Origin of the sequence: Leptolyngbya sp. 'hensonii', assembly GCF_001939115.1 — a bacterium.
Lineage (GTDB): Bacteria > Cyanobacteriota > Cyanobacteriia.
The window spans coordinates 1-22922 of the sequence record NZ_MQTZ01000004.1 but is presented as its reverse complement, the minus strand read 5'-3'; the positions used below and the strand labels follow the sequence as shown (position 1 = coordinate 22922).

The 22922-nt window shown below is 52.4% G+C and carries 19 protein-coding genes and 1 pseudogene; 8 read left to right on the top strand and 12 right to left on the bottom strand.

Annotated elements, in window-relative coordinates; all coding sequences use genetic code 11:
* Window positions 1–55 precede the first annotated feature (55 nt).
* Window positions 56–4249, top strand: coding sequence for a DEAD/DEAH box helicase (locus tag BST81_RS02040; RefSeq protein ID WP_253188051.1), 4194 nt, complete (start codon window positions 56–58; stop codon window positions 4247–4249).
* Between the two features lie 513 nt (window positions 4250–4762).
* On the opposite strand, the gene BST81_RS02035 is transcribed toward BST81_RS02040, so the two are convergent.
* The gene (locus tag BST81_RS02035; RefSeq protein WP_075596884.1) at window positions 4763–5389 is read right to left on the bottom strand and encodes a Uma2 family endonuclease; all 627 of its coding nucleotides are present in this window, start codon (window positions 5387–5389) and stop codon (window positions 4763–4765) included.
* A 178-nt stretch (window positions 5390–5567) separates the two neighbouring features.
* Here BST81_RS02035 and BST81_RS27285 point away from each other — a divergent pair.
* Window positions 5568–5780, top strand: a pseudogene (locus tag BST81_RS27285) (transposase); the annotation flags it as partial.
* Between the two features lie 135 nt (window positions 5781–5915).
* On the opposite strand, the gene BST81_RS02025 reads toward BST81_RS27285, so the two are convergent.
* The 3 genes from BST81_RS02025 to BST81_RS02015 all read right to left on the bottom strand — a co-directional run bounded on the left by BST81_RS02025 (window position 5916) and on the right by BST81_RS02015 (window position 8018).
* Window positions 5916–6350: a hypothetical protein gene (locus BST81_RS02025; protein WP_216351182.1), complete on the bottom strand. Its 435-nt coding sequence runs from the start codon at window positions 6348–6350 to the stop codon at window positions 5916–5918.
* Window positions 6351–6890: 540 nt separating this feature from the next.
* The gene (locus BST81_RS02020) at window positions 6891–7370 is read right to left on the bottom strand and encodes a hypothetical protein (protein WP_143780183.1); all 480 of its coding nucleotides are present in this window, start codon (window positions 7368–7370) and stop codon (window positions 6891–6893) included.
* Window positions 7371–7469: 99 nt separating this feature from the next.
* Window positions 7470–8018 carry a hypothetical protein gene (locus BST81_RS02015; RefSeq protein ID WP_143780182.1) on the bottom strand — a complete coding sequence of 183 codons (549 nt, stop codon included), beginning with the start codon at window positions 8016–8018 and terminating at the stop codon, window positions 7470–7472.
* 382 nt (window positions 8019–8400) lie between these two features.
* Between BST81_RS02015 and BST81_RS28670 the strand changes: the two genes are divergently transcribed.
* The 3 genes from BST81_RS28670 (at window position 8401) to BST81_RS02000 (ending at window position 11676) form a co-directional block, all read left to right on the top strand.
* Window positions 8401–8532: a phage integrase N-terminal SAM-like domain-containing protein gene (locus BST81_RS28670; RefSeq protein WP_253188050.1), complete on the top strand. Its 132-nt coding sequence runs from the start codon at window positions 8401–8403 to the stop codon at window positions 8530–8532.
* A gap of 564 nt (window positions 8533–9096) precedes the next feature.
* Window positions 9097–9555: a hypothetical protein gene (locus tag BST81_RS02005; protein ID WP_075596880.1), complete on the top strand. Its 459-nt coding sequence runs from the start codon at window positions 9097–9099 to the stop codon at window positions 9553–9555.
* A gap of 48 nt (window positions 9556–9603) precedes the next feature.
* The gene (locus BST81_RS02000; RefSeq protein ID WP_083636583.1) at window positions 9604–11676 is read left to right on the top strand and encodes a tetratricopeptide repeat protein; all 2073 of its coding nucleotides are present in this window, start codon (window positions 9604–9606) and stop codon (window positions 11674–11676) included.
* Between the two features lie 394 nt (window positions 11677–12070).
* Here BST81_RS02000 and BST81_RS01995 read toward each other — a convergent pair whose 3' ends face one another.
* The 8 genes from BST81_RS01995 to BST81_RS01965 all read right to left on the bottom strand — a co-directional run bounded on the left by BST81_RS01995 (window position 12071) and on the right by BST81_RS01965 (window position 17420).
* Complete coding sequence (locus BST81_RS01995; RefSeq protein WP_075596878.1) at window positions 12071–12640, bottom strand: Uma2 family endonuclease; 570 nt, start codon at window positions 12638–12640, stop codon at window positions 12071–12073.
* Window positions 12641–13081: 441 nt separating this feature from the next.
* Complete coding sequence (locus tag BST81_RS01990) at window positions 13082–15286, bottom strand: ATP-dependent RecD-like DNA helicase (protein ID WP_075596877.1); 2205 nt, start codon at window positions 15284–15286, stop codon at window positions 13082–13084.
* 65 nt (window positions 15287–15351) lie between these two features.
* Complete coding sequence (locus BST81_RS27855) at window positions 15352–15489, bottom strand: hypothetical protein (protein WP_171974635.1); 138 nt, start codon at window positions 15487–15489, stop codon at window positions 15352–15354.
* Between the two features lie 239 nt (window positions 15490–15728).
* A complete protein-coding gene (locus tag BST81_RS01985; protein WP_075596876.1) occupies window positions 15729–16217 on the bottom strand; it encodes a hypothetical protein in 489 nt (162 codons plus the stop codon).
* Between the two features lie 66 nt (window positions 16218–16283).
* Window positions 16284–16628 (bottom strand): pentapeptide repeat-containing protein, encoded by a 345-nt coding sequence (locus BST81_RS01980; protein WP_075596875.1) that lies wholly within the window; start codon window positions 16626–16628, stop codon window positions 16284–16286.
* A gap of 31 nt (window positions 16629–16659) precedes the next feature.
* Window positions 16660–16881, bottom strand: coding sequence for a helix-turn-helix domain-containing protein (locus tag BST81_RS01975; RefSeq protein ID WP_075596874.1), 222 nt, complete (start codon window positions 16879–16881; stop codon window positions 16660–16662).
* Window positions 16878–17066, bottom strand: coding sequence for a 30S ribosomal protein S21 (gene rpsU / locus BST81_RS01970; protein ID WP_075596873.1), 189 nt, complete (start codon window positions 17064–17066; stop codon window positions 16878–16880). The genes BST81_RS01975 and rpsU overlap by 4 nt, the downstream gene beginning before the upstream one ends.
* Before the next feature lie 51 nt (window positions 17067–17117).
* Window positions 17118–17420, bottom strand: a complete 303-nt coding sequence (locus BST81_RS01965; protein WP_075596872.1) for an RNA-binding protein — start codon at window positions 17418–17420, stop codon at window positions 17118–17120.
* 646 nt (window positions 17421–18066) lie between these two features.
* On the opposite strand from BST81_RS01965, the gene BST81_RS01960 reads away from it, so the two are divergent.
* From BST81_RS01960 to BST81_RS01950, 3 genes are all read left to right on the top strand, one after another.
* Window positions 18067–18291: a DUF4327 family protein gene (locus tag BST81_RS01960; RefSeq protein WP_075596871.1), complete on the top strand. Its 225-nt coding sequence runs from the start codon at window positions 18067–18069 to the stop codon at window positions 18289–18291.
* Between the two features lie 41 nt (window positions 18292–18332).
* Window positions 18333–21020, top strand: coding sequence for a cation-transporting P-type ATPase (locus tag BST81_RS01955; RefSeq protein ID WP_171974634.1), 2688 nt, complete (start codon window positions 18333–18335; stop codon window positions 21018–21020).
* 815 nt (window positions 21021–21835) lie between these two features.
* Window positions 21836–22858: a hypothetical protein gene (locus tag BST81_RS01950; RefSeq protein WP_075596869.1), complete on the top strand. Its 1023-nt coding sequence runs from the start codon at window positions 21836–21838 to the stop codon at window positions 22856–22858.
* Window positions 22859–22922 lie beyond the last annotated feature (64 nt).

Below are 22922 nucleotides of genomic sequence, written 5' to 3'. Positions count from 1 at the left end.
CAACGGAATAATGTTATCTCTGAAATGGGCATGTTCATAAGGGATGGTGGCAGAGATGGATTCAGAAACCGCAGAACTGCAAACCCAGTTGATCGAGCAATATCACCAGTTGTCTCCTCTGGAACAACAGATTGTCCAGGTCCTATCTATTATCTACGATGCCGTTGCCCGGACGATGTTAATCGCCTGCCTGAATCACATGGGAACCCGCGATGCACAGGGGAAGCCGTTGATCAGTGCAACCCTGAAACCCCACATCGATCGCCTGTTAGAGTTAGGGATAGTCACCCAAGCCCAGGGGCAGGGGCCTTGCTGCCATCCTCTGCTGGTGGAAGTTGCCACCCGTCATGCGGTGGCGCTGAACCACTTTGAAAAAATAGTTCAGGCGGTAGAAGAGAAGCTTCCCATTACCTCTCGGTGGGGCAATGGCCCTCGTTATTTCTCCAAGCAAACTCAACTCATTCGGGAAGTCCGAATTGGGTTTTATCGTCAGGACATTGCTTTTATTGAGAAACAGTTTGAGGACTATTACCGATATAACTACCAAGACAAAATTTTCCCCAGTGAAATCTTTCAACAGATCTGTAACAATCCCTTTGATCCAGAATGGTTCTCCACCCTGCACTTAGAGCTGTACGAAATTACCCTGACTGGGCTCTTGAACGACTCCATGTTGGATCTGACCCCTGCCAAGGATGCCTTTAATCTGCTGCTACAGGGATGCGTCACCCAGGAGCGGACTTCAGACAATTTGTGCATTTGCTTAATCGAACAATTGATTCTCAGGGGTCGCCTGTCAGAAGCTCACAAGATCCTGGAGCAATTGTCAGCCCCCTGTCGGAATCATGCAGGCAACCTGCAGGGCTGGTTGTACTTTATGCAGGGAGACTATGAGCGGGCGATCGAGCAATATACCCTGGCTTTGCAAACCCTGAAAAAGGCTACGGGCAAACGGAAAATATACTTCCAGTCCATGAGTGGCCTTTTTTTTATCCTGGCCCTGTTAAAGCAGGGGTCGCCAGAGCAATTGCGGGAGGCGGAAGGGTATGCGGCTCTGGCCCGTCAATCTGACCAATGGCTGAGTCCGACCTATGGATTACTGGAAAGCGTGCTCAAATTGCAGCAGGGGGATCTCTCCCAAAAAGACTGGGCCATTCAAGCCTCAGAGACGATGGGAGAGTTCAGCATTGAACTCCTGTTTCGATCGCTCTGCCTTTACTGGGTAGATGCCGATCGGGCGAAAAAGTTGCTGCCCCAAGTGGTGGAGTTACTGTGTGAGCAAGCTGAGACGGCTGGATATGACTGGCTAACCCTGGAAACGGCAGCACTGCTCTCCCGACTCAAGCCTCGTGGTGCTTATAGTGGTCAGGCCGAAACCCTGCGGCAAAAAACAGGGATTTGTCCGATGGTAGATCTGCTTCAACCGAGGGAGCCCTGGGATCTCTGTCTGTCGGCCCTGGCCAATTTGCGTCCGGCTTCCCCTCAGACCCCGGCCAAATCTGAAGCCACCCAGCGCCTGGTCTGGTTTATCACCTACACCACGAAAGCCTGGTTATTGCAACCCCGTGAGCAAACCATCACAGCGAAAGGGGATTGGAGTAAAGGTCGGAATATTGCCCTGAAACGCCTCAAGAATAATCTGAATGAATTGACCTATTTTACGCCTCAGGATCGGGAGGTTTGTGCCCATCTCAAAGCCCTGTCCTCTGGCTATTACGGACAAGTGGATTACGTTTTCGATGAGAAGGCGATCGTGGCCCTGATTGGTCATCCCCTGGTGTTCTGGGAGAATGCGCCAACCGTCTCGGTCGAAGTGGTCAAGGGAGAACCGGAACTTCTGGTGCAGGAGGGGAAAGAGGGGCAGATGACACTCCAGTTATCGCCCAAATTGCAGGAGAACCAACCGATCCTGGTGGTGAAGGAAAGTCCAACCCGGTTAAAGGTCTTTCAAATCAAGCCTGAGCATCGCCGGATTGCTGAAATTCTGGGAAAGCAGAACCGCTTACAGGTTCCGGCGGTGGCAAAGGAACGGGTATTAGCGGCGATCGGAGCTGTCTCTGGCATTGTCACGGTCCATTCTGATATTGGCGGTGGGGTAGGCAGTGCTACAGGAGTGCCCTCGGATAGCAAACCCCATGTGCACCTGTTGCCTGCCGGTGCAGGATTAAAGGTGGCGGTGCTGGCCCGTCCTTTTGCCCAGGGCGGACCCTACTATCGGCCCGGTGCCGGTGGTGCAACTGTGATTGCCGAGATTGACGGTCAGCGCTTGCAAACCACCAGAGAGTTGCGGGAAGAAAAGAGGCTGGCCAAAGCAGCGATCGCCGCCTGTCCAACCCTGGTGCGCCAGCCTGAGCAGGAGGGAGAATGGCGGGTGGAAGACCCAGAGGACTGTCTGGAACTGCTACTGGAACTTCAGGCTCTGGGAGAGAACATTGTGCTGGAATGGCCTGAAGGGGAAAAAATCCGGGTCAGCCATCAGGCCAGCCTGCAAAATCTGCGGTTAAAAATTCAACGCCAGAATGATTGGTTTGCCACCAGCGGCGAGCTAAAACTAGACGATACCCTGGTGCTGGATATGCAACACCTGCTGGAACTGTTGCAGCAGGCCCCTGGTCGGTTTATCCCTCTGGGAGACGGGCAGTTCCTGGCCCTGACCCACGAGTTTCGCAAACGGCTGGAAGAGTTACAGACCTTTGCGGACAAGCAGGGCAAAGGTCTGCGGATTCATCCCCTGGCGGCCCTGGCCATGGAAGACTGGGTGAATGAAGTGGGGACCTTACAGGCCGATCAGCACTGGAAGACCCATATCCGGCGGCTGCGGGAAATGCAGAGTCTGCAACCGCAGTTGCCCTCCACCCTGCAGGCCGAGCTGCGGGATTATCAACTGGAGGGATTTCAGTGGATGGCGCGGCTGGCTCACTGGGGGGTGGGGGCCTGTCTGGCCGATGATATGGGCCTGGGTAAGACCGTGCAGGCCTTAGCAGTGATTCTGACCCGTGCCCCGGCAGGCCCGACCCTGATTGTGGCTCCGACTTCAGTCTGCATGAATTGGCTGGAAGAAGCCCACCGGTTTGCTCCGACCCTAAACCTGATCCAGTTGGGCAGTGGGGACCGTCAGAAAGTGCTGAATCAGTTGCAACCTTTTGACATGCTGGTGTGCAGTTATGGATTGCTGCAACAGGAAGAAGTGGCGGAGATGTTGGCCCAGGTGCAGTGGCAGACGATCGTTCTGGATGAAGCCCAGTCCATTAAGAACTTTGCCACCAAGCGATCGCAGGCGGCCATGACCCTGCAGGGAGGCTTCAAGCTGATCACCACAGGCACCCCGATCGAGAACCATCTGGGGGAACTGTGGAATCTGTTCCGGTTCATCAATCCTGGGTTGCTGGGTTCCCTGGAGCATTTCAACCAGCGGTTTGCCACACCGATCGAGCGGTATCAGGATGAGCGAGCGCGTCAGCATCTGAAGAAACTGATTCAGCCTTTTCTGCTGCGCCGCACGAAAAACCAGGTGTTGCAGGAATTGCCCTCCCGCACAGAAATCCTGCTGCATGTGGAGCTAAGTCGGGAGGAACTGGCTTTCTACGAAGCGCTGCGGCAGGAAGCAGTGGCCAAGCTTGCGGATAGTGATGCGGTCAGTGGCGCTAAACATTTGCAGGTGCTGGCAGAAATCATGCGGCTGCGACGGGCCTGCTGCAATACCCGGCTAGTGGCTCCTGATCTGGGTCTGCCCAGTGCCAAGCTGACTCTGTTTGGCGAAGTACTGGCAGAACTCCTGGAGAACCGCCATAAGGCCCTAGTGTTCAGCCAGTTTGTGGATCATTTGCACCTGATTCGAGACTATCTGGACCAGCAGCAGATTCGGTATCAGTATCTGGATGGCAGTACTCCGGCCTCGGAGCGAAAAAAGCGGGTCACAGCCTTCCAATCTGGGGAAGGGGATGTGTTTTTAATTAGCCTGAAGGCAGGGGGGACGGGCCTCAATCTCACGGCTGCGGATTATGTGATTCACATGGACCCCTGGTGGAATCCGGCGGTGGAGGATCAGGCATCCGATCGGGCGCACCGGATTGGCCAGCAACGTCCAGTCACGATTTATCGGTTGGTGGCAAAGCACACGATCGAAGAGAAGATTGTCAATCTGCACCAGCACAAGCGGGATTTGGCAGACAGTTTACTCGAAGGGACAGAAATGAGTGGCAAGATGTCCACAGATGAGTTACTGCGGTTGATTAGTTCTGAGGCATAAACATCCTTCCCTCACGCCCACCCAGACCCACCCCAGCGCTACGCGCCACCCCCTGGCCTCGCGCCCAGGCTGCCACTGCCTTGGAGGTTGTTTACCACGGCACAGACGGCAGGGATAATTGTGACCAGTTTTTAGCGCTCCGAGGGTATAGTGCGACTGGTTATCAGCTTTACTCGCGGTTAGGGGGCAGTTGGCCTCCGAAGACTTCAAAACCCTTTGCCGATTTTCAGAAAGTGGCGTTGCTGAATAGAAGGATGATTTTCGTGCTTGAGCCTTATGCAGCCCTCACCCTAGCCCTCTCCCAAAGGAGAGGGAACAAGAGTTTTAGCTCCCTTCTCCTGCGGGAGAAGGGTTGGGGATGAGGGTAATTCATATTTGCATTCAGCAAAGCCCAGAAAGTTTTTGGCGATGTCTTGCAGTTTCTCGACCAACGCGATGAAGCCCTGAATCGCTACCAGGAGGCGTTGCCGATTTATCGCCAGGTGGGGGATCGGCTGGGGGAAGCCAACACCTTTACCTACCAGCCCTCAACACCTGTTCAGCCGTCAGTTCTAAATCTGAGAAGGTTGGAGAGACGATGGTCTGATTGCCCTGAAATTGCTGAATTTCATACTCCCCATCCACTAGCGTACAGATAGAGAGGGTGGGTTGTTTGGGCTTTCCAATGTGTCGAGTACCACCTAATCCTGCGTAGTCTGCAATCCAATACTCGGGAATGCCCAAAACCGCATAATCTTCAACCTTACGGGCATAATCATTTTGCCAGTTGCTACTAACAACTTCCGCCACAAATTTAATCGAACTGCCCAGCGTTAGGATTGATTGGTCAGACCAAAGCAGTTCTTTGGTAAGTTCATCTCGATCGACTACTGCAACATCAGGTCGAAATGCGGTCATACCAATATTAGAAGGGCGTAATAGTCCCCGCTGAAGGACAAACCAAGGTAAGCCTGTTCCGTCGATTTGGACACAGATCTTTGCGGTAATGAAGGCTGCAACCTCTTCATGCGAACCCGTTGGTTCCAAGTTGAATACCTCTCCATCGATCAGTTCATAGCGGTTATCGTCACCATAACGGGCGAGAAACTCGTCAAAGCTGAGTGGCTTCTGCTGTATTGGTTGGTTGATCGCAATGGTCATAGGTCAACTTAGCCCAATCAATGACTTTAGTCTACCAAATTGAATATGTGATAAATCTGTCAGGTGTGGATCTAGCTTTGACTCGACTACGGGCGCGGACAACGAAAGGTCAACGAGCCCATGGTAAGCGACCCAGCAAACGTGGAAAACGGGTCTCTATTATTAGTGCAATCAGTTTAGTGCAATCAATCTCAAGGCGGTGATCACTCATCTGAAGCTAATGGGGTCAACCGATGGCCTCACCTTTGAAGCTTTTATTTCTGAGAAACTGGTGTCTCAGTTATGGAAAGGCGCTTGTGTGATCATGGATAACTGCTCTATTCATCATGGAGAAGAAGTAAAAACGTTGATTGAGCAAGCAGGAGTCCACTTGATTTTCCGGCTTTGCTGAATGCAAATATGAATTACCCTCATCCCCAACCCTTCTCCCGCAGGAGAAGGGAGCTAAAACTCTTGTTGGTTAGGGTGAGGGCTGCATAAGGCTCAAGCACGAAAATCATACTTCTATTCAGCAACGCCCAAAATGCTAGTCACAGAAATCTGCTTCGCTTTCAAGTTGGTTGATTCGTAGTTCGTGATTGAAATTGATATGTTTCGCTAGCTGTTCAAACTTGCTCTCTTCATCCCATTGAAGTGGTAATGCTGCTGCTAGAGCGATGACTTCTTCGATCAAAATTGGATTAAAGTAGAGCGTCCAGAGTCTCGCACAACGCCAATATTCATTATCAAAAAAAGAGAAATATCCCCAGCTAGCACTGATGTTCCAGGTAGTTTGATGAGGGATAGGCAGCCCTTGAGCTAAGATTGATTGAACATTAGCCTTAATCCCAGAATCAAGCACTTCAATGTTTGAAACTCTTGCATAGTAAAAATTCCAGCCTTCCTTATAGATACAGTCAGCATTCTCATATTGCTTGTATGAAAGCGTGAATTTTTCCTGGTCGCTTAGCATGGAACCCAATAGCGTTGTCCATTAAGCATTGGATGCTGAAAAAACCACATTATCATTTCTGGAGGATACTTGTCAGAATCTTGGCATCTTGACTCAGCTTTTTTTATGATTTGCTTAACTTCTTTGAGTGAATATATTCGTGACCAAACGCAAAAAATAGCAGATCCAATCGATACTATTAATGACAAAAGCATCAATGTCAGATTTAGCCACGTTACCCAACTAAATACACCAAGAATTGCTCGAAGTTTATTCAGGCTCAGAAAAAATTGTACTTGTTAGGAATGCCAAGAAAGCAGTATCAATAGCTAAAACCACTTGAGCTTTTGAGTCTGCACTCTTATACCAGTCTAAAACGTCGTCATATAGTCGGCGTGAATACTCTAATTTACTAGACATAACCATATCCCAACCACTTACGTTTGAGGCTCCTCATCGTAGTCGTCCTCAACCTAACATTCCGGTTGAGCGGTTGTAAGTAACCCTTGCCATAGCATCGACCAAATAGCTAATCCGCTCCAACCGGGTTGTTAGACAGCCTAAACTCGCTCAACGTTTAGGAACAGTAATTGCAACATCACGAAATTGAAAGACGCGACCAGCACACCCTCTTCCACCTGCTATGATTTCCAGTCCTGCCAAATCTTTTGCTGACTGCATATCCCTAAAAGTTACACTAGCGCTTACAGGAATACCACGAACGAGAGAGATTCCAGGTCCTCTACCCGTTTGACTACCAATTTGTGTTTCCTTGGCTATGTACTCATTACCAGCAAAATCAAAAGCTCTTGCTGACTTTGCCATTAGCTGACAATAATCGCCTTGTTTTGCATCGGTGATTCTCAAATAGCACTTGGTTGCTTGATTTGACCTTTCACAACGTAGAAGATCAATAGTTAACCCTTCAACCTCAACAGTTTGTTGGGCTGGTGCAATCTCGTGAGCAGAGGTCACACAAGGTTCTACAGCTAAAGTGACCAATCCAGCCAATGCGATCGTTGTAGCAAATTTTCTCACACCGTTCATCAAAATACTCCTAATTTTTTATCTAGCTCATTTGTGGCAATTCAAGAGACTTGACTGTTTATTAAAGCCTATACAGGTGAAAGATTGATACTTTTCAGAATGTCAGTAGCAATCCTTTTGACCCCACCTACTTCGGGTGTCCCGCCCCGCGCACGCAAACTCTCCAATTCGGCCATCCGAAAACAAACCAAAGCTACGACCGCCATCACTGTAAGCTTCACCGAAACCAACCAGCCCAACAGAATTGCATCCCTGAATTACTGATTTCGACATTGCCGCAAGTAGCTTAGAAGAGCTGAGGAGGTTTTGCAAAGCATGACTCTTTTGCATACCAAAATTGTATGCCTCAGTGCGACTAGTGGGATGGTCAGGATACTCATTAGAAATATCTTTACGATCAAAATAGGTAACTTTTACTTTGTATTTCTGCTCAAGCTCCTTTTTGACCGACAAAGCTGCTGGACAATGTTGAGTAGGCTGCTGGGCAGAAGAAGGTACTGGGAAAGAAAGTAGGAACAGACTTAGTGTGACTAAACTGGCGGTGAAAGAGCAACGTATCATGAATTTACCTGAATGCGGAATAAAGCTTAAGAGAAAATGCAGATTCTGCAAGTAGGACATTGAAAAAATCGCTTGCAAAGATTTACCCATGTAAATCAAATCACGATCGCATCCGATCACTAATAGCTTGGCTGAATCTCGACCGAAAATTTATAACTGCTTGATAATTGCATCTCACAAGCAGCATGCCAACTGCGTCCCTACCCATCCATACTCAGACTGTCTGACTATTAATAGACTGAAAATTTTGGCACATCATCTGGATTCTGGTAGATAGTCTGACATTGTCTGCATATCATTCCAATTAGGGGGATATACAGAATATTTCAGGATGATATCCTTATTTTGGCTGAATATGCTGAAAACTTCAGCATATTTTTCCCTAGAGTGGAAAAGCTGCAGAGAACATCCTTTATCTCCTTCTTCAGCAACTCTACTAAAACAATCCATCCAGGAACGCCCAAAAAAGCTTTTGGATCAGGTCCGTGAAACAATCCGACTCAAGCACTACGCCTACCGAACAGAGGAAGCCTATGTGCAATGGATTCGTCGCTTCATCTTCTTCCATCACAAACGGCATCCGCAAGAAATGGGCTCAACATGACTCGTTGCGATCGCATGGGCTACTCCTGCAATTCAATCGCAAAGCCAACCATCCGAATGCGTTCTGTGGACAAGGCTTCAAGCATAGGGAACATTCACATCTGCAAGCGGTGCATTTGAATATGCTCTATGGACAAGGCTTCAAGCATAGGGAACATTCACATCTGCAGCTCATGCATTCGAATATGGTCTATGGACAGCGCTTCAGTCATAGGGAACATTCGAATGGGTGGTGCATGCATTCGAATGCGATCGTGACCCACTCCTTGTGCAACACCTGCAATGGATCATGCCCAAGCATCAAACGGCTAGGAACCTCTGGCTTTGCTGAATGCAAATATGAATTACCCTCATCCCCAACCCTTCTCCCGCAGGAGAAGGGAGCCCCCCCTAGCCTCACGCCCAGGCTCTGCCTGGGCACCCCAGCCCCCCTAGCCTCACGCCCAGGCTCTGCCTGGGCACCCCAGCAGACCCCAGGCTGACCTGGAAAAATTTGCTGGTGACAACAGGAACCCTAGAGACAGGCTATAACTAAAGAAGTTTTCTTTCCTCAGAAGGATGAACCATGACTGATCCATTCACTGCCGCTGCCGGGATCTGGACCGCAGGCAAGATCGCAGAACTGGTGTTCCAGAAGTTCGCTGAAGCTGGGGCAGGCAAGCTGGGCGAAAAGTTTACTGAAACAGGCATCCAGAAGCTCGGCGACCTGTGGAACCGGATTCGGAATCGTCTGCGTGGTAAGCAGGACCAGAAGGTTGATGAGGCGCTGGTGCATGTCGAAAAGGGCGATCGGGCAGCCCTGGCCACCCTCCAGAAGTACCTGGACGTGGAAATGCTGGAGCCGGAGTTTGCCGCAGAGTTGCAGGCGATCGCCCAGGAGATTACCCTGAACCAGATTCAGGACAACAGCAGCCAGACCCAGAATATTTACGATGGGGGAACTGGTTTTCAAAACAAGATTGATGGGGGGACGGTCTACCAGGCGGAAACGATTAATTACTACGGCACCCCTCCCAATCCCTGACTGGAGTCGTCGGGATGGGGAACCGACCAAGTAACTCCCACTACCAATGTGATTACGCTGCCGCCGGTGCTGAAGAAATGGCAGGATCGGCGGGAATTGGAGATCGTCCAGGGTTGGCTCCGGAACGAAGCTACTGCGATCGTTGGGCTTCAGGGTATTGGGGGCATCGGGAAATCCTGGCTGGCGGCATACCTGTATGAGCAATCAACGGAGTTGGGTTTTGGAGCAGTGTTGTGGGCGGATGTCAGTCAGCAGCCTGAATTTCTCGCTTTTGCCAAAAAGGTCTATCAGACGTTTGCCAGGACCCTGAGCCCAGAACAAGAACAGCGGTTCGCCGCTGCAGGCACCACAGAGCAGATTAACGTCCTGCTGCACTGTCTGAGGCAACAGCGCTATTTACTGGTGGTGGATAATCTAGAAACCCTGTTGAACCTGGAACAGCAGTGGCGAGATCCTGGCTATCATCAATTTTTTAGCCGCTGGTTAGCCCAAGGCCAGACCAGTGCTGTGCTGGTGACCACGCGAGAACAGCCCCGATCGCTGCGAGAGGTTCCGACCTGGCGGATGCTGGAAGGACTGAATGCAGTTGCTGGAGGCAAATTGCTCGCAGCCTGGGGGGTGGAAGGAGGCGAGGCGAGCTTGCAACAGTTCTCTCAGTTGCTCAACGGGCATCCCCTGACCCTGAAACTGGCGGCTACATTTCTGGTCAACTATTGTGATGGGCAACTGAGGGAGGCGGAACGGCTCAAACTGACAGAATTTGAGCAGATGGCAAAACGGGCCACTGGCGAACATCGGACGGTGGAAACCTGTCTAGAATGGATTTTGCAACAGCATTGGGAACGACTGAATCCCCAACAACAGACTTTGCTGCAAAATCTGAGTGTCTATCGGGTTCCGTTTACGATTCAGGCGGCTATTTCTATGGTGGAAGATGCCTCTGAGAGAGAACTGGAAACTCGTCAACAACTACGGGAATTAATTACCCGATCGTTGCTGGAAGAGTTAGGACAGGCCACTAACCGGCGCTATCAGGTGCAGGCTGCCATTGCTCACTATGTGCAGTGGAATGTAGATCTGACCCAGGCCCACCAAAAAGCAGCAGCTTATTTTGATCAACAATCGCGCCAACAACGACTGATGGCAGCAGATGAAGAAGACGCAGCCATTCCTTACCTGGAACTGTTTCACCACTGCTGTGAACTGGGAGCCTATGCCACTGCCTTGGAGGTTGTTTACTACGGTACAGACGGCAGGGATGATTGTGACCAGTTTTTAGCGCTCCGAGGGTATAGTGCGACTCGTTATCAGCTTTACTCGCGGTTAGGGGACAGTTGGCCCCCGGAGACTTCAAAACCCTTTGCCGATTTTCAGAAAGTTTTTGGCGATGTCTTGCAGTTTCTCAAACAAAGCAGTGAAGCCCTGAATCGCTACCAGGAGGCGTTGCAGATTTATCGCCAGGTGGGGGATCGGCTGGGGGAAGCCAACACCTTAAAAGCGATCGGCGATGTCTTGCAGTTTCTCAAACAAAGCAGTGAAGCCCTGAATCGCTACCAGGAGGCGTTGCAGATTTATCGCCAGGTGGGGGCTCGGCTGGGGGAAGCCAACACCTTAAAAGCGATCGGCGATGTCTTGCAGTTTCTCAAACAAAGCAGTGAAGCCCTGAATCGCTACCAGGAGGCGTTGCAGATTTATCGCCAGGTGGGGGCTCGGCTGGGGGAAGCCAACACCTTAAAAGCGATCGGCGATGTCTTGCAGTTTCTCGACCAACGCGATGAAGCCCTGAATCGCTACCAGGAGGCGTTGCAGATTTATCGCCAGGTGGGGGATCGGCTGGGGGAAGCCAACACCTTACTCGGTTTGGGCAGTTTACAAGATGATCCGGTTTCGGCCCTGGATTATTTTCAATCTGCTCAACAGATCTATCTACAGATTGGCGATCGCTACAGCCAAGGGCGAAACTTGCTCCGGTTCATTGTCAATGCCCAACTCCAATTGGGTCAGGTGGAAGCGGCGATCGCCTCTTGTGAAGCGGCCTCTGCGATCGGAACTGCGATCGGTGTTCCCGTATTGCGTGATTATGCAGCTCAAAAACTGGCAGAAATCCAGGGGGCTAATTGACTGACAAATCTTTCAATCTTCATATCCTCTTTTGAGAACCCACCCCGGCGCTATGCGCCACCCCTCCCAGGAGGGGATTAAGTTTAGTGCTTAAATGATGGTTCTATTTAATTGGCTCTGGTGGCTGGTTAACTGACCATACTAGGTTGCTCAATGAGCAATCTAGGGCACCCAATCTACACTATCCGCTTCTCCCCTCTGGGGAGGGGTGGCCCGCAGGGCCGGGGTGGGTCTGCTTTGGGCAACGCCACCGAGCCATAGATGGGAATCCGCTTCTCCCCTCTGGGGAGGGGTGGCCCGCAGGGCCGGGGTGGGTCTGCTTTGGGCACCCAGGCAGAGCCTGGGTACGAGGGACGAATGAAGTGAAGCCTAACAAGATTGCTCAATGGGCAATTTAGGGCAAAAATTCAACTTCTTCATAGAGCAAATCCAGGGGAAAGGCAAAATCAATACTGGTGAGTTGAATCGTGTCACTGGCGATATAGGATGTCAGTTCCCATTTGCCCCGTTCATTCAACCGAAAGATGTCTACGTTGATTTGCTCAGAACTGATCAGCACATACTCTCGGAGGCTGGCCAAACGGCGATACTGACTAAATTTACTGCCTCGATCGTAGGCTTCGGTGGTTTGAGATAAAACCTCGACGACTAAACAGGGAAATTGAATGAATTTGAACGCTCGTCGATCGCGATCGTCGCAAGTTACCAAAACATCCGGATAGAAAAACGGTCCTTGCTCAGTAATTCTGACTTTGGCATCTGCGCCCAATACCCGACAGGGGCCACCTCGCACCTGGTTTCGCAGGATTGCAATCAGGTTAATGGCGATCGCATTGTGGGGAATGGTTCCCCCTGTCATAGCATAGACTTGACCGTTGATATATTCATATCTGGTTTCCTGTTGTGCTTCCCAGTCCAGGTATGCCACTGGAGTCATGTCCTCTTTTTCGGGAAATGCAATCATGTCAGTTTTTCTCTGCCTGGCGATCGGGACGATGAAATAGGCTGATCTCAATCATAAAATCATGATCATCCGCTCTGCTCAGGTGCCGGAAGGTTAACCCCATGGTACAGTCTGACCCCGTCTGCAACTCCCCTCCAGTGCTGATCCTTACTGGTGTTGGGTTTCAGGCTTGGCGCACCCAGGCAGAGCCTGGGTACGAGGGATGAGCCTGGGTACGAGGGATGAGCCTGGGCACGAGGGGTGAGCCTGGGTACGAGGGATGAGCCTGGGTACGAGGGATGAGCCTGGGTACGAGGGATGAGCCTGGGTACGAGGGATGAGCCTGGGTACGAGGGATGAGCCTGGGTACGAGGGATCGGCTAAAATCCCCTCTGGGGAGGGGTGGCCCCCAGGGCCGGGGTGGGTCCAGGAAGGGGCTGTTGCTTGTGGAGTTTATTCCCTTCAACCCCGCAGCCGATCGGCTAGCCCTGTATACCGCTCCCGATCCCTTACCTGCCGCACGGCCAGGGCGATCGCAGGCTGGGGTCCGACAAAGATGGCCAACTCTCTGGCGCGGGTGAGGCCCGTGTAGAGCAGATTGCGGGATAACATCGGGTAATGTTGCATGTAAATTGGCAGGATCACCACTGGGTACTCGCTGCCCTGGCTCTTGTGGGTGGTGACGCTGTAGGCTAGGGCAATCTCGTTGAGGTCGGCATAGTCATAGGCAACTCGCCGATCGCCAAACTGGATTGTCACTTCCTGCTCTTCTGGATCGAGGGTGAGGATGGTGCCCAGGTCCCCGTTGAAGACCTCCCGATCGTAGTCGTTCACCTGCTGGATGATCCGATCGCCCAACCGCAGGATGGATCCGCTTTGCCCAATTTCGGCTTTCCCCGCCGCTGGAGGATTCAGCAGTTGCTGTAACACCAAATTCAAATTGCGGGTGCCTACAACTCCCCGTGTCATGGGACAGAGCACTTGCACATCCTGCATCGGCTCAAACCCCAGCCTGGGAATTAAATGGGTGATCAGATCCTGAATCCCTTGCACCCCCTCCTCTGGCTCCGATGCTGCCAGCCAGAGACAGTCAGATTGGGGGTCATCAGAAACAGTCTCCAGGCTGAGCTTCTGGCCTTTGTTGATCCGGTGGGCCTGGGTGACGATCGCGCTGGTCTGGGCCTGCCGGAATACTTCCGTCAGCCGCACCACGGGCACTACCCCGGAGGCCATCAGATCCTGCAACACCGCACCGGGACCGACGCTGGGGAGCTGGTCTGTATCACCCACCAGTAGCAGTTGTGCCTCCGGGGCGATCGCCTTCAACAGGGAGTTGCCCAGGAACAGGTCCACCATGGAGGCTTCATCGACCACGATCGCCTGGGCCGGGATGGGGGAATCCGAATCCCGTTTGAATTTCATCTGCTTCGGGTCAAACTCCAGCAGGCGATGGATGGTCTTGGCCTCCTGGCCGGTCATTTCCGCCAGTCGCTGGGCCGCTCGTCCCGTGGGGGAAGCTAGGGCTAGGGTCTTGCCCATGGCCCTCCAGAGGGCGACGATCGTGCGGGTGGTGAAGGTCTTGCCGGTGCCTGGTCCCCCCGTCAGGACCAGCACCCGCTGGGAGGCGGCCTGCTCGACGGCCTGCCGCTGCTGCTCTGATAGGGGCATCCCCGTTTTCTCGATAAACCGCTCGATCCAGCGCTGCACCCTGGGCAGATCCACCGTCAGGGGCTGGGCCAGCAGTTGCTGCACCCGTCCGGCCAGGGACTGTTCGGCAAAGTAGAAGGGGGGTGCATAGTAGCCCGGTTCGTCCAGGGAAGGAATCGGCTCCTCGGTGCGGATCAGCTCCCGATCGATCACCATCTGTCCCATGAGTAATAGGACCTGATCCGCCTGGGGCTGATGGTCGGGCAAGGCCAGCCGTTTTACCACCCGCTGCGCCAGATCACTCTGCGGCAGGAAACAGTGACCCTCCTCGGAGGCTTCCCCCAGCACATGCAGAATCCCACTCCGGTAGCGGAATTCGGAGTCGGGGGCAATTCCCAGGTTGCGGGCGATCGCGTCGGCAGTGACAAAGCCAATCCCATAGACCTCGATCGCGAGCTGGTAGGGATTGTGGGTGACGGTGGCGATCGCGTCATCCCCGTATTGTTTGTAGATTTTGACAGCATAGGTGGTCGAGACCCCATGCCCCTGCAGGAACAGCATGACTTCCTTGATCGCTTTCTGGGTGGCCCAGGCCGCCTGAATCATCTGCACCCGTTTGCGGGCAATGCCCGGTACTTCGGCCAGCCGTTCAATCTGGTTTTCGATAATATCCAGGGTGTCCAGACCAAAATGGGTCACGATGCGCTTGGCGGTCACGGGTCCCACCCCCTTGATCAGGCCGCTGCCCAGGTATTTCTCCAATCCCGTCAGGGTCGCCGGTTTTGTCTCCCGATAGCGGGTCACCTGGAACTGGGGACCAAACTTGGGATGCTCCTTCCATAACCCCGTCAGATCTAGGGTTTGCCCTGCCTGGATGTTGGCAAAGCTGCCGACGATCGTCACCAGTTCGGAGGCACGGGGCACCTTCAGTCGGGCCACGGTGTAGCCCGACTCCTCGGAATGAAAGGTCAGCCGTTCGACAATGCCCTGTAGCTGTTCGTAGGGAGATGACTGTTCCATGCCCCGATTTTACCGCGCCCAATGTTTGGCCCGTTCGACCGCCTCCTACCAGCGGGCAAAGTGGGTCATCCCTGAGGCAACTCCCGGTCCTGGGACAAAGACCCAATCCACAGATTGACATATTCATATCTGGTTTCCTGTTGCGCTTCCCAGTCCAGGTATGCCACTGAAGTCAGGTTCTCTTTGTCGGGAAATGCAATCATGTCAGTCTTTCTCTGCGTGGCGATCGGGACGATGAAATAGGCTGATCTCAATCATAAAATCATGATCATCCGCTCTGCTCAGGTGCCGGAAGGTTGGCCCGCAGGCTTGGCGCACCCAGGCAGAGCCTGGGTACGAGGGATGAGCCTGGGTACGAGGGATGAGCCTGGGCACGAGGGATCGTCTAAAATCCCCTCTGGGGAGGGGTGGCCCCCAGGGCCGGGGTGGGGCTGCTGCAGAGTCACCCCTCCAGACGCTCCTTTAACTGTTGCAGTCCCTTCAATACAGCCTCCCGATGCTGCGCTTGCTTGATCCAGCGGGGCAGGCGGACAGCCATGCTGTGATGATTCCCCTTGCTCCCCTGCCGTTCCCGCAGGGTCGATCGCACATAATGCTCCAGAAACTCCAGATGGGCCTGGTTGTAGACCCACAAAACCTGCCCACAACAGGGCACCTGTAACCACAAGGGCAAACCAAACAGGGGATCAACCGCTCCCCCAAATTTCCGCGCTTCTCCCCACCAACCCTGGGTCCACCAGGGCTGCGATCGCTGGCGCTGAGCATCCCGAAACGCCGACTGAATATACCCACAGTGGGGGCAGGCAATCCGCCAGGTCAGACCCTGATCCAGACAGCGGGACAGGGTGGCCTGCTGGCAACGAGGACAGCGGACCCAAACCTCCCGTTCGAATGCGGCCAGACTGGTTTGGTAATCTCGGAATCGCGTCATCAGCGGGCATCTCTAAAACTCAGGGGAGAGGGCAAGCAGAAGTTTGGCGATGTTATTTAATTCTGATCAGACAGACATTTGGATGGGATGAGCCTGGATGCTGGCCTGTTTACCATCTGCCATTCGGGTTCCATGCAAAATTGCCTGATTGAGGTTAACCTGATTCAGATCAGCATTGGTCAGGTTGGCTCTGGCCAAATTGGTTTCAGTCAAAAGCGCTCCGATCAAAACTGCATCCGTGAGATTCGCGTAGCTTAAATTGGTTCGGGTGAGGTTTGCCTTCGTCAGATTGGCCCCACTCAGGTTGATACCACTTAAATTCACATTTCTCAGGTTTGCGGCTACCAGGTTTAGGCCTCTAAAGTCCCTTTGACCTGCTGCATATCGGCTCAAAAGTTCTCTGATATTCATAGATATTGACCAGCGGTACTGGGTGTGTAAGTCAACTTTTAGGAAGTAAACGGTAGGTCAGGATAGGGATGGTTTCAGTCACAACAAAATAAGTCTCGATCAGCTTCCTGTCCTTCAGTTTGCGCAACGTCTGAGTCAGGGTTGGATAGCTTTTGACGATGAGATCAAAGAGTTCCCCCTGAGTCCTATCTCCTTGCCGTAATGCTTCCAGGATGATCCGTTCGATCTCGCTGAAAGAGTTGTCAGAAGTCAATAGCGAAATTTCCTCTTATTTTGTTTGTGCTTGGCCAGCACTTTGCGCTTCCGTTTTTCGATCGGGGTCTCAAAATGCCGGTGCTTCCTCATATCTGGAAAGATTCCTGCCTTAGATACCTCTCGCTTGAAGCGACGTATCATTGACTCAATGCCTTCATTTTCGCCAGGAATGACTTGGGTCATCTAATCTCCTCAAAAATTAATTGCATTCAGACTAGATAGAAATCAGGCAAATTAATAGCGACGGGAAGAGCTCCCTTTATTGCCCCAATCTCCTCCAGAAGAACCTCTTTCCTCACGAGGTTTCGCTTTGTTGACCCTGAGGTTACGCCCCATCCATTCAGCACCATCGAGTGCTTCAATGGCTGCAGTTTCTTCTGTCTCTGACCCCATTTCAACAAAGGCAAATCCACGAAACCGACCTGTTTCACGGTCCATCGGAAGTTGCACTCGTCTAACTGTTCCGTAGGTGGAAAATGTTTGCGTCAGATCATCCTGGGTAACCTCGTAGGACAGATTACCAACATAAATAGCCATAGCAGGTTCCCCCAAACCAAAAGATGTAGAGAATTAGATTCGGAGAAACGCTTGTAAAACGGATTACACAGCCGAAAATAAGCCTTACCCAAGACCCTATCACAGAACTTGCAAGAGTAGGGAAAATTACGCTCAAGTTCCAGACTGGAGTCAGATCAGGTCATCCCAATTCTCTGTATAGCTGCCCTTAACCAGGGACTTCGGTCGGGAGTATCCCAGTTTTGCCAGGTTGCCCACCCAAGGGGAAGCCGCTGCGCGTCTACATCCCCCAGCCCCTTCTCCCAAAAAGGGCTACCGTGTATACAGATCTCGGAAAAGTTCGGCCCCAGTCAGCAGACTGGTGTGAAATCCCCTCTCGGGAGGGGATGATGGGTACACAGTAGCCCAAAAAGGGTGAGGGGCTACAAAAGTGGGATGCCGTCCTTCAGTCCCTTATCCGTCCTTGCCGAATCAATACAATTGGCTGTAAGAATGGACTGTGCTTTGCTCACAATCAGAGTAAGAAGTGATACGAATTGACAAGAAAAATTGCTAAATGAAGTTTTCCAGGGGTTTCTTACTTACATCTAAGGTAGGAAATAGAGCACCTCTATGAGTCTGAGACAATTCCGGGCAATCTCTCCAGCTACGGATCAGGAGGAAACATATGAGACTACCGACGATTCAATACTCATTGGCCATGATTCAGGGAGAGGCCAGAGCCTTACTCGAACAAGGACTGATTAACCGCCGTCAGCCCATCTATGCCCTGTGTCGTTGTTTTCCAGCTCAAGATTGGCCCTATGTGGAGTCTGAGCTAGAACGCAATGAGTTTTTACTCCGCGATCGAATTTGTGACCTGCTAGCCTGCGAAGTATGGGCTGAGGATTGATCCTCTTGCCGTTGATTGTTAAGTCGATCACCAGAAAGGGTGTGAAATCATTGGTATTTGCCCAAGTCCCGATTGGAGAAGAGACGGTTCAGTGCTGGCATTGCTCAGGGGTTGAAACCCTGCTGACCCAGTTCCATACGGATGTGACAGAGGGGCTTTCTCAGGCTGTGGCCCAGGAGCGCCTGCATCAATATGGCCCCAACCTCCTGCCGGAATTTGCCTCCCGATCACGGTGGACCATGTTCCTGGCCCAATTTAAGTCCATGCCGGTGGCACTCCTCAGCGTCGCTGCCCTGATTGCAGTGATCACCGGAGGTCGGGCTGATGCCCTGGTGATTATGGGGGTCGTCCTGATCAATGCCATCATTGGGTACGCCACCGAAAACCATTCTGATCGGATCATTCGTTCTTTAGAACAGCTTGGAACGCCCACGGCTCAGGTGGTCCGAGCGGGAGAGCGGGTGCAGGTGAGTGCCCCAGAGGTGGTGCCTGGGGATCTGGTGTGGCTGCGATCGGGGACTGCGATCCCCGCTGATGCCCGCATTATCGAGGCGGACCAGCTCCAGGTGGATGAGTCGGCTTTGACAGGAGAGAGTATTCCGGTTACCAAGCAGGTGGACCCCTTGACAGAGCCGGACGTGCCCCTGGCCGATCGGTTGAATATGGTCTATCGGGGAACCCTCGTCATTGGGGGCCAGGGACGGGCGATCGTCGTTGCCACCGGACAGCAGACGGAGATGGGTAAAGTTCAGACCCTGGTGGGACAGGTTGAACCGGCAAAGACCCCGATCGAAAACCAGTTGGACCAGGTCGGGAGCCAACTTGTCCTTCTCTGTAGTGTGATTTGCGGTGTTGTTTTCGTGATCGGGCTGCTGCGGGGCTATGAACTTCTGGAGATGCTGAAAACCTCCATTTCTCTGGCAGTCGCTGCGGTTCCAGAAGGGTTGCCTGCTGTGGCGACAACAATCCTGGCCCTGGGGCTTTGGAGAATGCGGCAACAAAAGATTTTGATTCGTCGCCTGGGGGCGGTAGAAACCCTGGGGGCCTTGCGATCGCTCTGCCTGGATAAAACAGGCACCCTCACCGTCAACAACATGACCGTGGTGGAACTCTATGCCGACCAGACCCGGCTTCAGATTCCGACAGCAGAGGACTTGCAGTCCCTACAGGCCCACCCCTCTTGGTTGAAACTCCTGCAAATTGTGGCCCTTTGCAATGACAGTGAACTGAATGGCGGCGGAGAGCATCTTGCTCTCCAGGGTTCTTCTACTGAAAATGCCCTGCTGACCTTGGCGATCGCAGCGGGTGTTGCAGTGCAACCCCTACGGGAACGCTATCCCCGACTTAAAACCTGGCCCCGTTCCACCACCCAGAACTGGATGGCAACGGCCCATGCAGCGGAGCAGGGAACTTATTTAGTGGCCATGAAAGGCAATCCGATCGAGGTGCTGGATCAATGCCACGCCATCCTGGATCAGGGGCAGCCGATCGCCTTAACCCCGGCCCTGCGACAGCAGGTGTTGGCAGAAAACGATCGGATGGCCAGTCAAGCACTGCGGGTGTTGGGGGTGGCTTACGGCCAGACTCAAACAATTGATCCAGGTCCAGAGTCCCTCACCTGGCTGGCCTTGGTGGCCCTAGCGGACCCGATTCGGCCAGGGGTAAATGCGGCGATTGAGGTCTTCCATCAGGCCGGAATTGAGACGATCATGGTCACGGGGGATCAGAGTCTGACGGCCTCTGCGATCGGTCAGGCCCTTAACCTCAGCCAGGGGGCACCCCTGAAGATTCTTGATGCGGCAGATCTGGCCAGGTTCTCCGGTCCTTCCTCTGGTTCTGAGTCGGGGTTTGCGGCCCATGAGCTGGATGGATCGGTGCATATCTTTGCCCGCATCAGCCCGGCGAATAAGTTGCAGGTTGTCCAGGCTTTGCAGAAGACTGGCAAAGTGGTGGCCATGACCGGCGATGGTATCAATGACTCCCCAGCCCTGAAAGCAGCGGATGTGGGCATTGCCATGGGCCAAGCCGGGACAGATGCGGCCCGTGAGGTGGCGGATGTGATTCTGGAAGAGGATAATCTGGACACGATCGCGATCGCCATTCAGCAGGGCCGCACCATTTATGGCAATATTCGCAAGTCGGTCCATTTCCTGATCGCCACCAATCTGAGTGAGATTATGGTGATGCTGGTCAGTGTCAGTTTGGGGATTGGCCAACCCTTGAATGCCATTCAACTGCTCTGGCTGAATCTGGTCACGGATATTTTCCCAGGGCTGGCCCTGGCCCTGGAAGCCTCCGAACCAGAGGTGCTGCTACAACCCCCCCGTGATCCCCAGGAGCCCATTCTGCCTCAGGCGGAATTCCAGCGCATCTTTCTGGAATCTGCCCTGCTCTCCTTCAGTGCCCTGGGGGCTTATGGTTACGCCATCTGGCGCTATGGTATTGGTCCCTCCGCCAGTACGGTTGGCTTTATGAGTTTAACGCTGGCCCAACTGGTGCATGCCATCAGTTGCCGGTCTAAAACCCGAATTTTGTTGGCATCAAAGCCCCGATCGGCCAACTGGTATTTGGCGATCGCCCTCATCTTTTCGATCGGATTGCAGTTGATTACCCTGGCGATCCCCCAATTGCAAGATCTGCTACACCTTTCGCCCCTGACCTGGATGGACCTTGGCGTGATTCTCCTCAGTGCGCTGCTGCCCTTACTGATTAACGAAAGCACTAAGTAGCAATACGGAGGAGGATGGGTTGATGGCAGGATAGGTTTAGACCCGCTTCTGGGAGATAATCGTCTCTGCCCCATGGTCTTGGACCTGCCTAGACTCAGCCATGGCCCCGTTGGAATTGTCCTCAGCTTGCTGATCAACACTATATTTCCAGAGTCGATCACCAGGGGATCAGGGGATCTAAGTAGCCAGGTGGAATTAAAGGGAAGATGCCAAGCTTTCTTTCTCACCCCCAGATCCTCTCCCGACTTGGGAGAGGGGAGTCGATCCGAGCCCCCTTCTCCGTACTGGGAGAAGGGGGTTGGGGGATGAGGGTCTTAGGTTTAATTAAGCCTACCTACTTAGAAGCCAGATCCCTCTTCGCGTAAAATCACTGAAATTCCCGCATTAAAGCAGCCAATTTATCCGTAAATTCAGTAGAAACACTTGTATCAGACAGTTCAGTAAAATTTCCCTGGGGAAAATACTTTTGTAAAGTTATCTTGGCAGAAAGTCACGATTGCCTATTTTCGCTGAAATAGCTTTGCAATCCCTTCAAAAACCTTGGTGACTCCTTTACAGAACTTTCCTCGTCTCATTTCCTTGATTCTCATTCTATCGGTGGTGGGAATTGATTCCAATGCTTTCTCTGAGAGAGGGGTTTGCTGGTTGATTGATGAAAGGTTTCCCGTAGGTTGGATTTCGCTCTGCTTCACCGAACCTACGGGAAAAGTTTTGTCAGTCAATCAGCTATCGCGCTTATTGGTCAGGACTCTACCGTGATCCCAGATCAAATCAGTCCAAGTTTGATGCATTAACTATTGAGTGAGGATTTGCTCATGAAAAGTGTTCTGGAATTGATTTCAAAAAAACAGCAAGCCTTTGCTCAATTGCCCTTTTTCCAGATGATGCAGGACAGCAGCATTGATCCCAGGCAGCGGCTTGCCTTTGCCCCTTGCTTTGCTCCTTTTACCATGGGGTTTGGTGAACTGAATCGATTCGTCTTCCGGGAAGAGCCGTCCAATGATGCCATCCAGACGATCATCAATCAGCATAGTTATGAGGATGATACCCACTGGATCTGGTTTCTGGAAGACTTGCAGAAGCTGGAGTTTGACCTCTCATTAACCCTGAGTGAAGCCTTGCAATTCCTCTGGAGTGATGCCACCCAGACCTCACGACAGATGGTTTATGAACTCTATCGCTATGCCTACCAGGCTCCACCGCTCCAAAAGTTGGTGGTCATTGAGGCGATCGAAGCCACCGCAGATATTTTTCTATCTGCTACCGCTCAGGCAGCCCGAGAACTCCAGATGATGACGGGCCAGGAATATCGTTACTTTGGCAATCTCCATCTTGCGATCGATACGGGCCACAGTTTGGGACTCTCTGAAACAGAACAGTTTATCGCCGGGTTGCATCTCTCCAGAGAGGCGAAAGCAGAGGCTTTTGAACTGGTTGATCGGGTCTTTGATCTCTTTACCCATTTCTTTGAGGTGATGCTGAGGGCGGCTGAAAAAACTGACATTGACCGCTTGAGTGCTGGGGATGTGACTTACTTAAAGACCTTTAAGTTGCGTTCGAAGTCTTCGATCGCTCAACCTATCCCCTTTCAGTCTCAAGGGACAGACCCTCTTCCTGCAGGGAAACCGATTGGCACCTACTTAGTGGAAGCTGGGTTACTCACCTCCAGCCAATTGGAACTGGCTTTACATGAGCAAAATAGAACGGCAAGACGTTTAGGGGAAGTTATTTCCAGTCAGGGTTGGGTCAATCAGCAAACCATTGAGTACTTGATGGAAAAGGTGGTTTTACCTGAGAGAGAACTGGTGGTTGAAAGACCCTTAGCGCTCGTGGGCTAAAAGTTTTGTGGATGTTCTGTAAGGATCGTGGATTTAATAACTCCGAGATTTTCAGCCCTCACCC

Bases quoted from the DNA above. Each gene is read 5' to 3' on its own strand.
- BST81_RS02040 (WP_253188051.1), top strand. From the start codon at position 56: ATGGATTCAGAAACCGCAGAACTGCAAACCCAGTTGATCGAGCAATAT.
- BST81_RS02035 (WP_075596884.1), bottom strand. From the start codon at position 5,389: ATGACCATTGCGATCAACCAACCAATACAGCAGAAGCCACTCAGCTTT.
- BST81_RS02015 (WP_143780182.1), bottom strand. From the start codon at position 8,018: ATGGGTAAATCTTTGCAAGCGATTTTTTCAATGTCCTACTTGCAGAAT.
- BST81_RS02005 (WP_075596880.1), top strand. From the start codon at position 9,097: ATGACTGATCCATTCACTGCCGCTGCCGGGATCTGGACCGCAGGCAAG.
- BST81_RS01995 (WP_075596878.1), bottom strand. From the start codon at position 12,640: ATGATTGCATTTCCCGAAAAAGAGGACATGACTCCAGTGGCATACCTG.
- BST81_RS01990 (WP_075596877.1), bottom strand. From the start codon at position 15,286: ATGGAACAGTCATCTCCCTACGAACAGCTACAGGGCATTGTCGAACGG.
- BST81_RS27855 (WP_171974635.1), bottom strand. From the start codon at position 15,489: ATGATTGCATTTCCCGACAAAGAGAACCTGACTTCAGTGGCATACCTG.
- BST81_RS01985 (WP_075596876.1), bottom strand. From the start codon at position 16,217: ATGACGCGATTCCGAGATTACCAAACCAGTCTGGCCGCATTCGAACGG.
- BST81_RS01980 (WP_075596875.1), bottom strand. From the start codon at position 16,628: ATGAATATCAGAGAACTTTTGAGCCGATATGCAGCAGGTCAAAGGGAC.
- rpsU (WP_075596873.1), bottom strand. From the start codon at position 17,066: ATGACCCAAGTCATTCCTGGCGAAAATGAAGGCATTGAGTCAATGATA.
- BST81_RS01965 (WP_075596872.1), bottom strand. From the start codon at position 17,420: ATGGCTATTTATGTTGGTAATCTGTCCTACGAGGTTACCCAGGATGAT.
- BST81_RS01960 (WP_075596871.1), top strand. From the start codon at position 18,067: ATGAGACTACCGACGATTCAATACTCATTGGCCATGATTCAGGGAGAG.
- BST81_RS01950 (WP_075596869.1), top strand. From the start codon at position 21,836: ATGAAAAGTGTTCTGGAATTGATTTCAAAAAAACAGCAAGCCTTTGCT.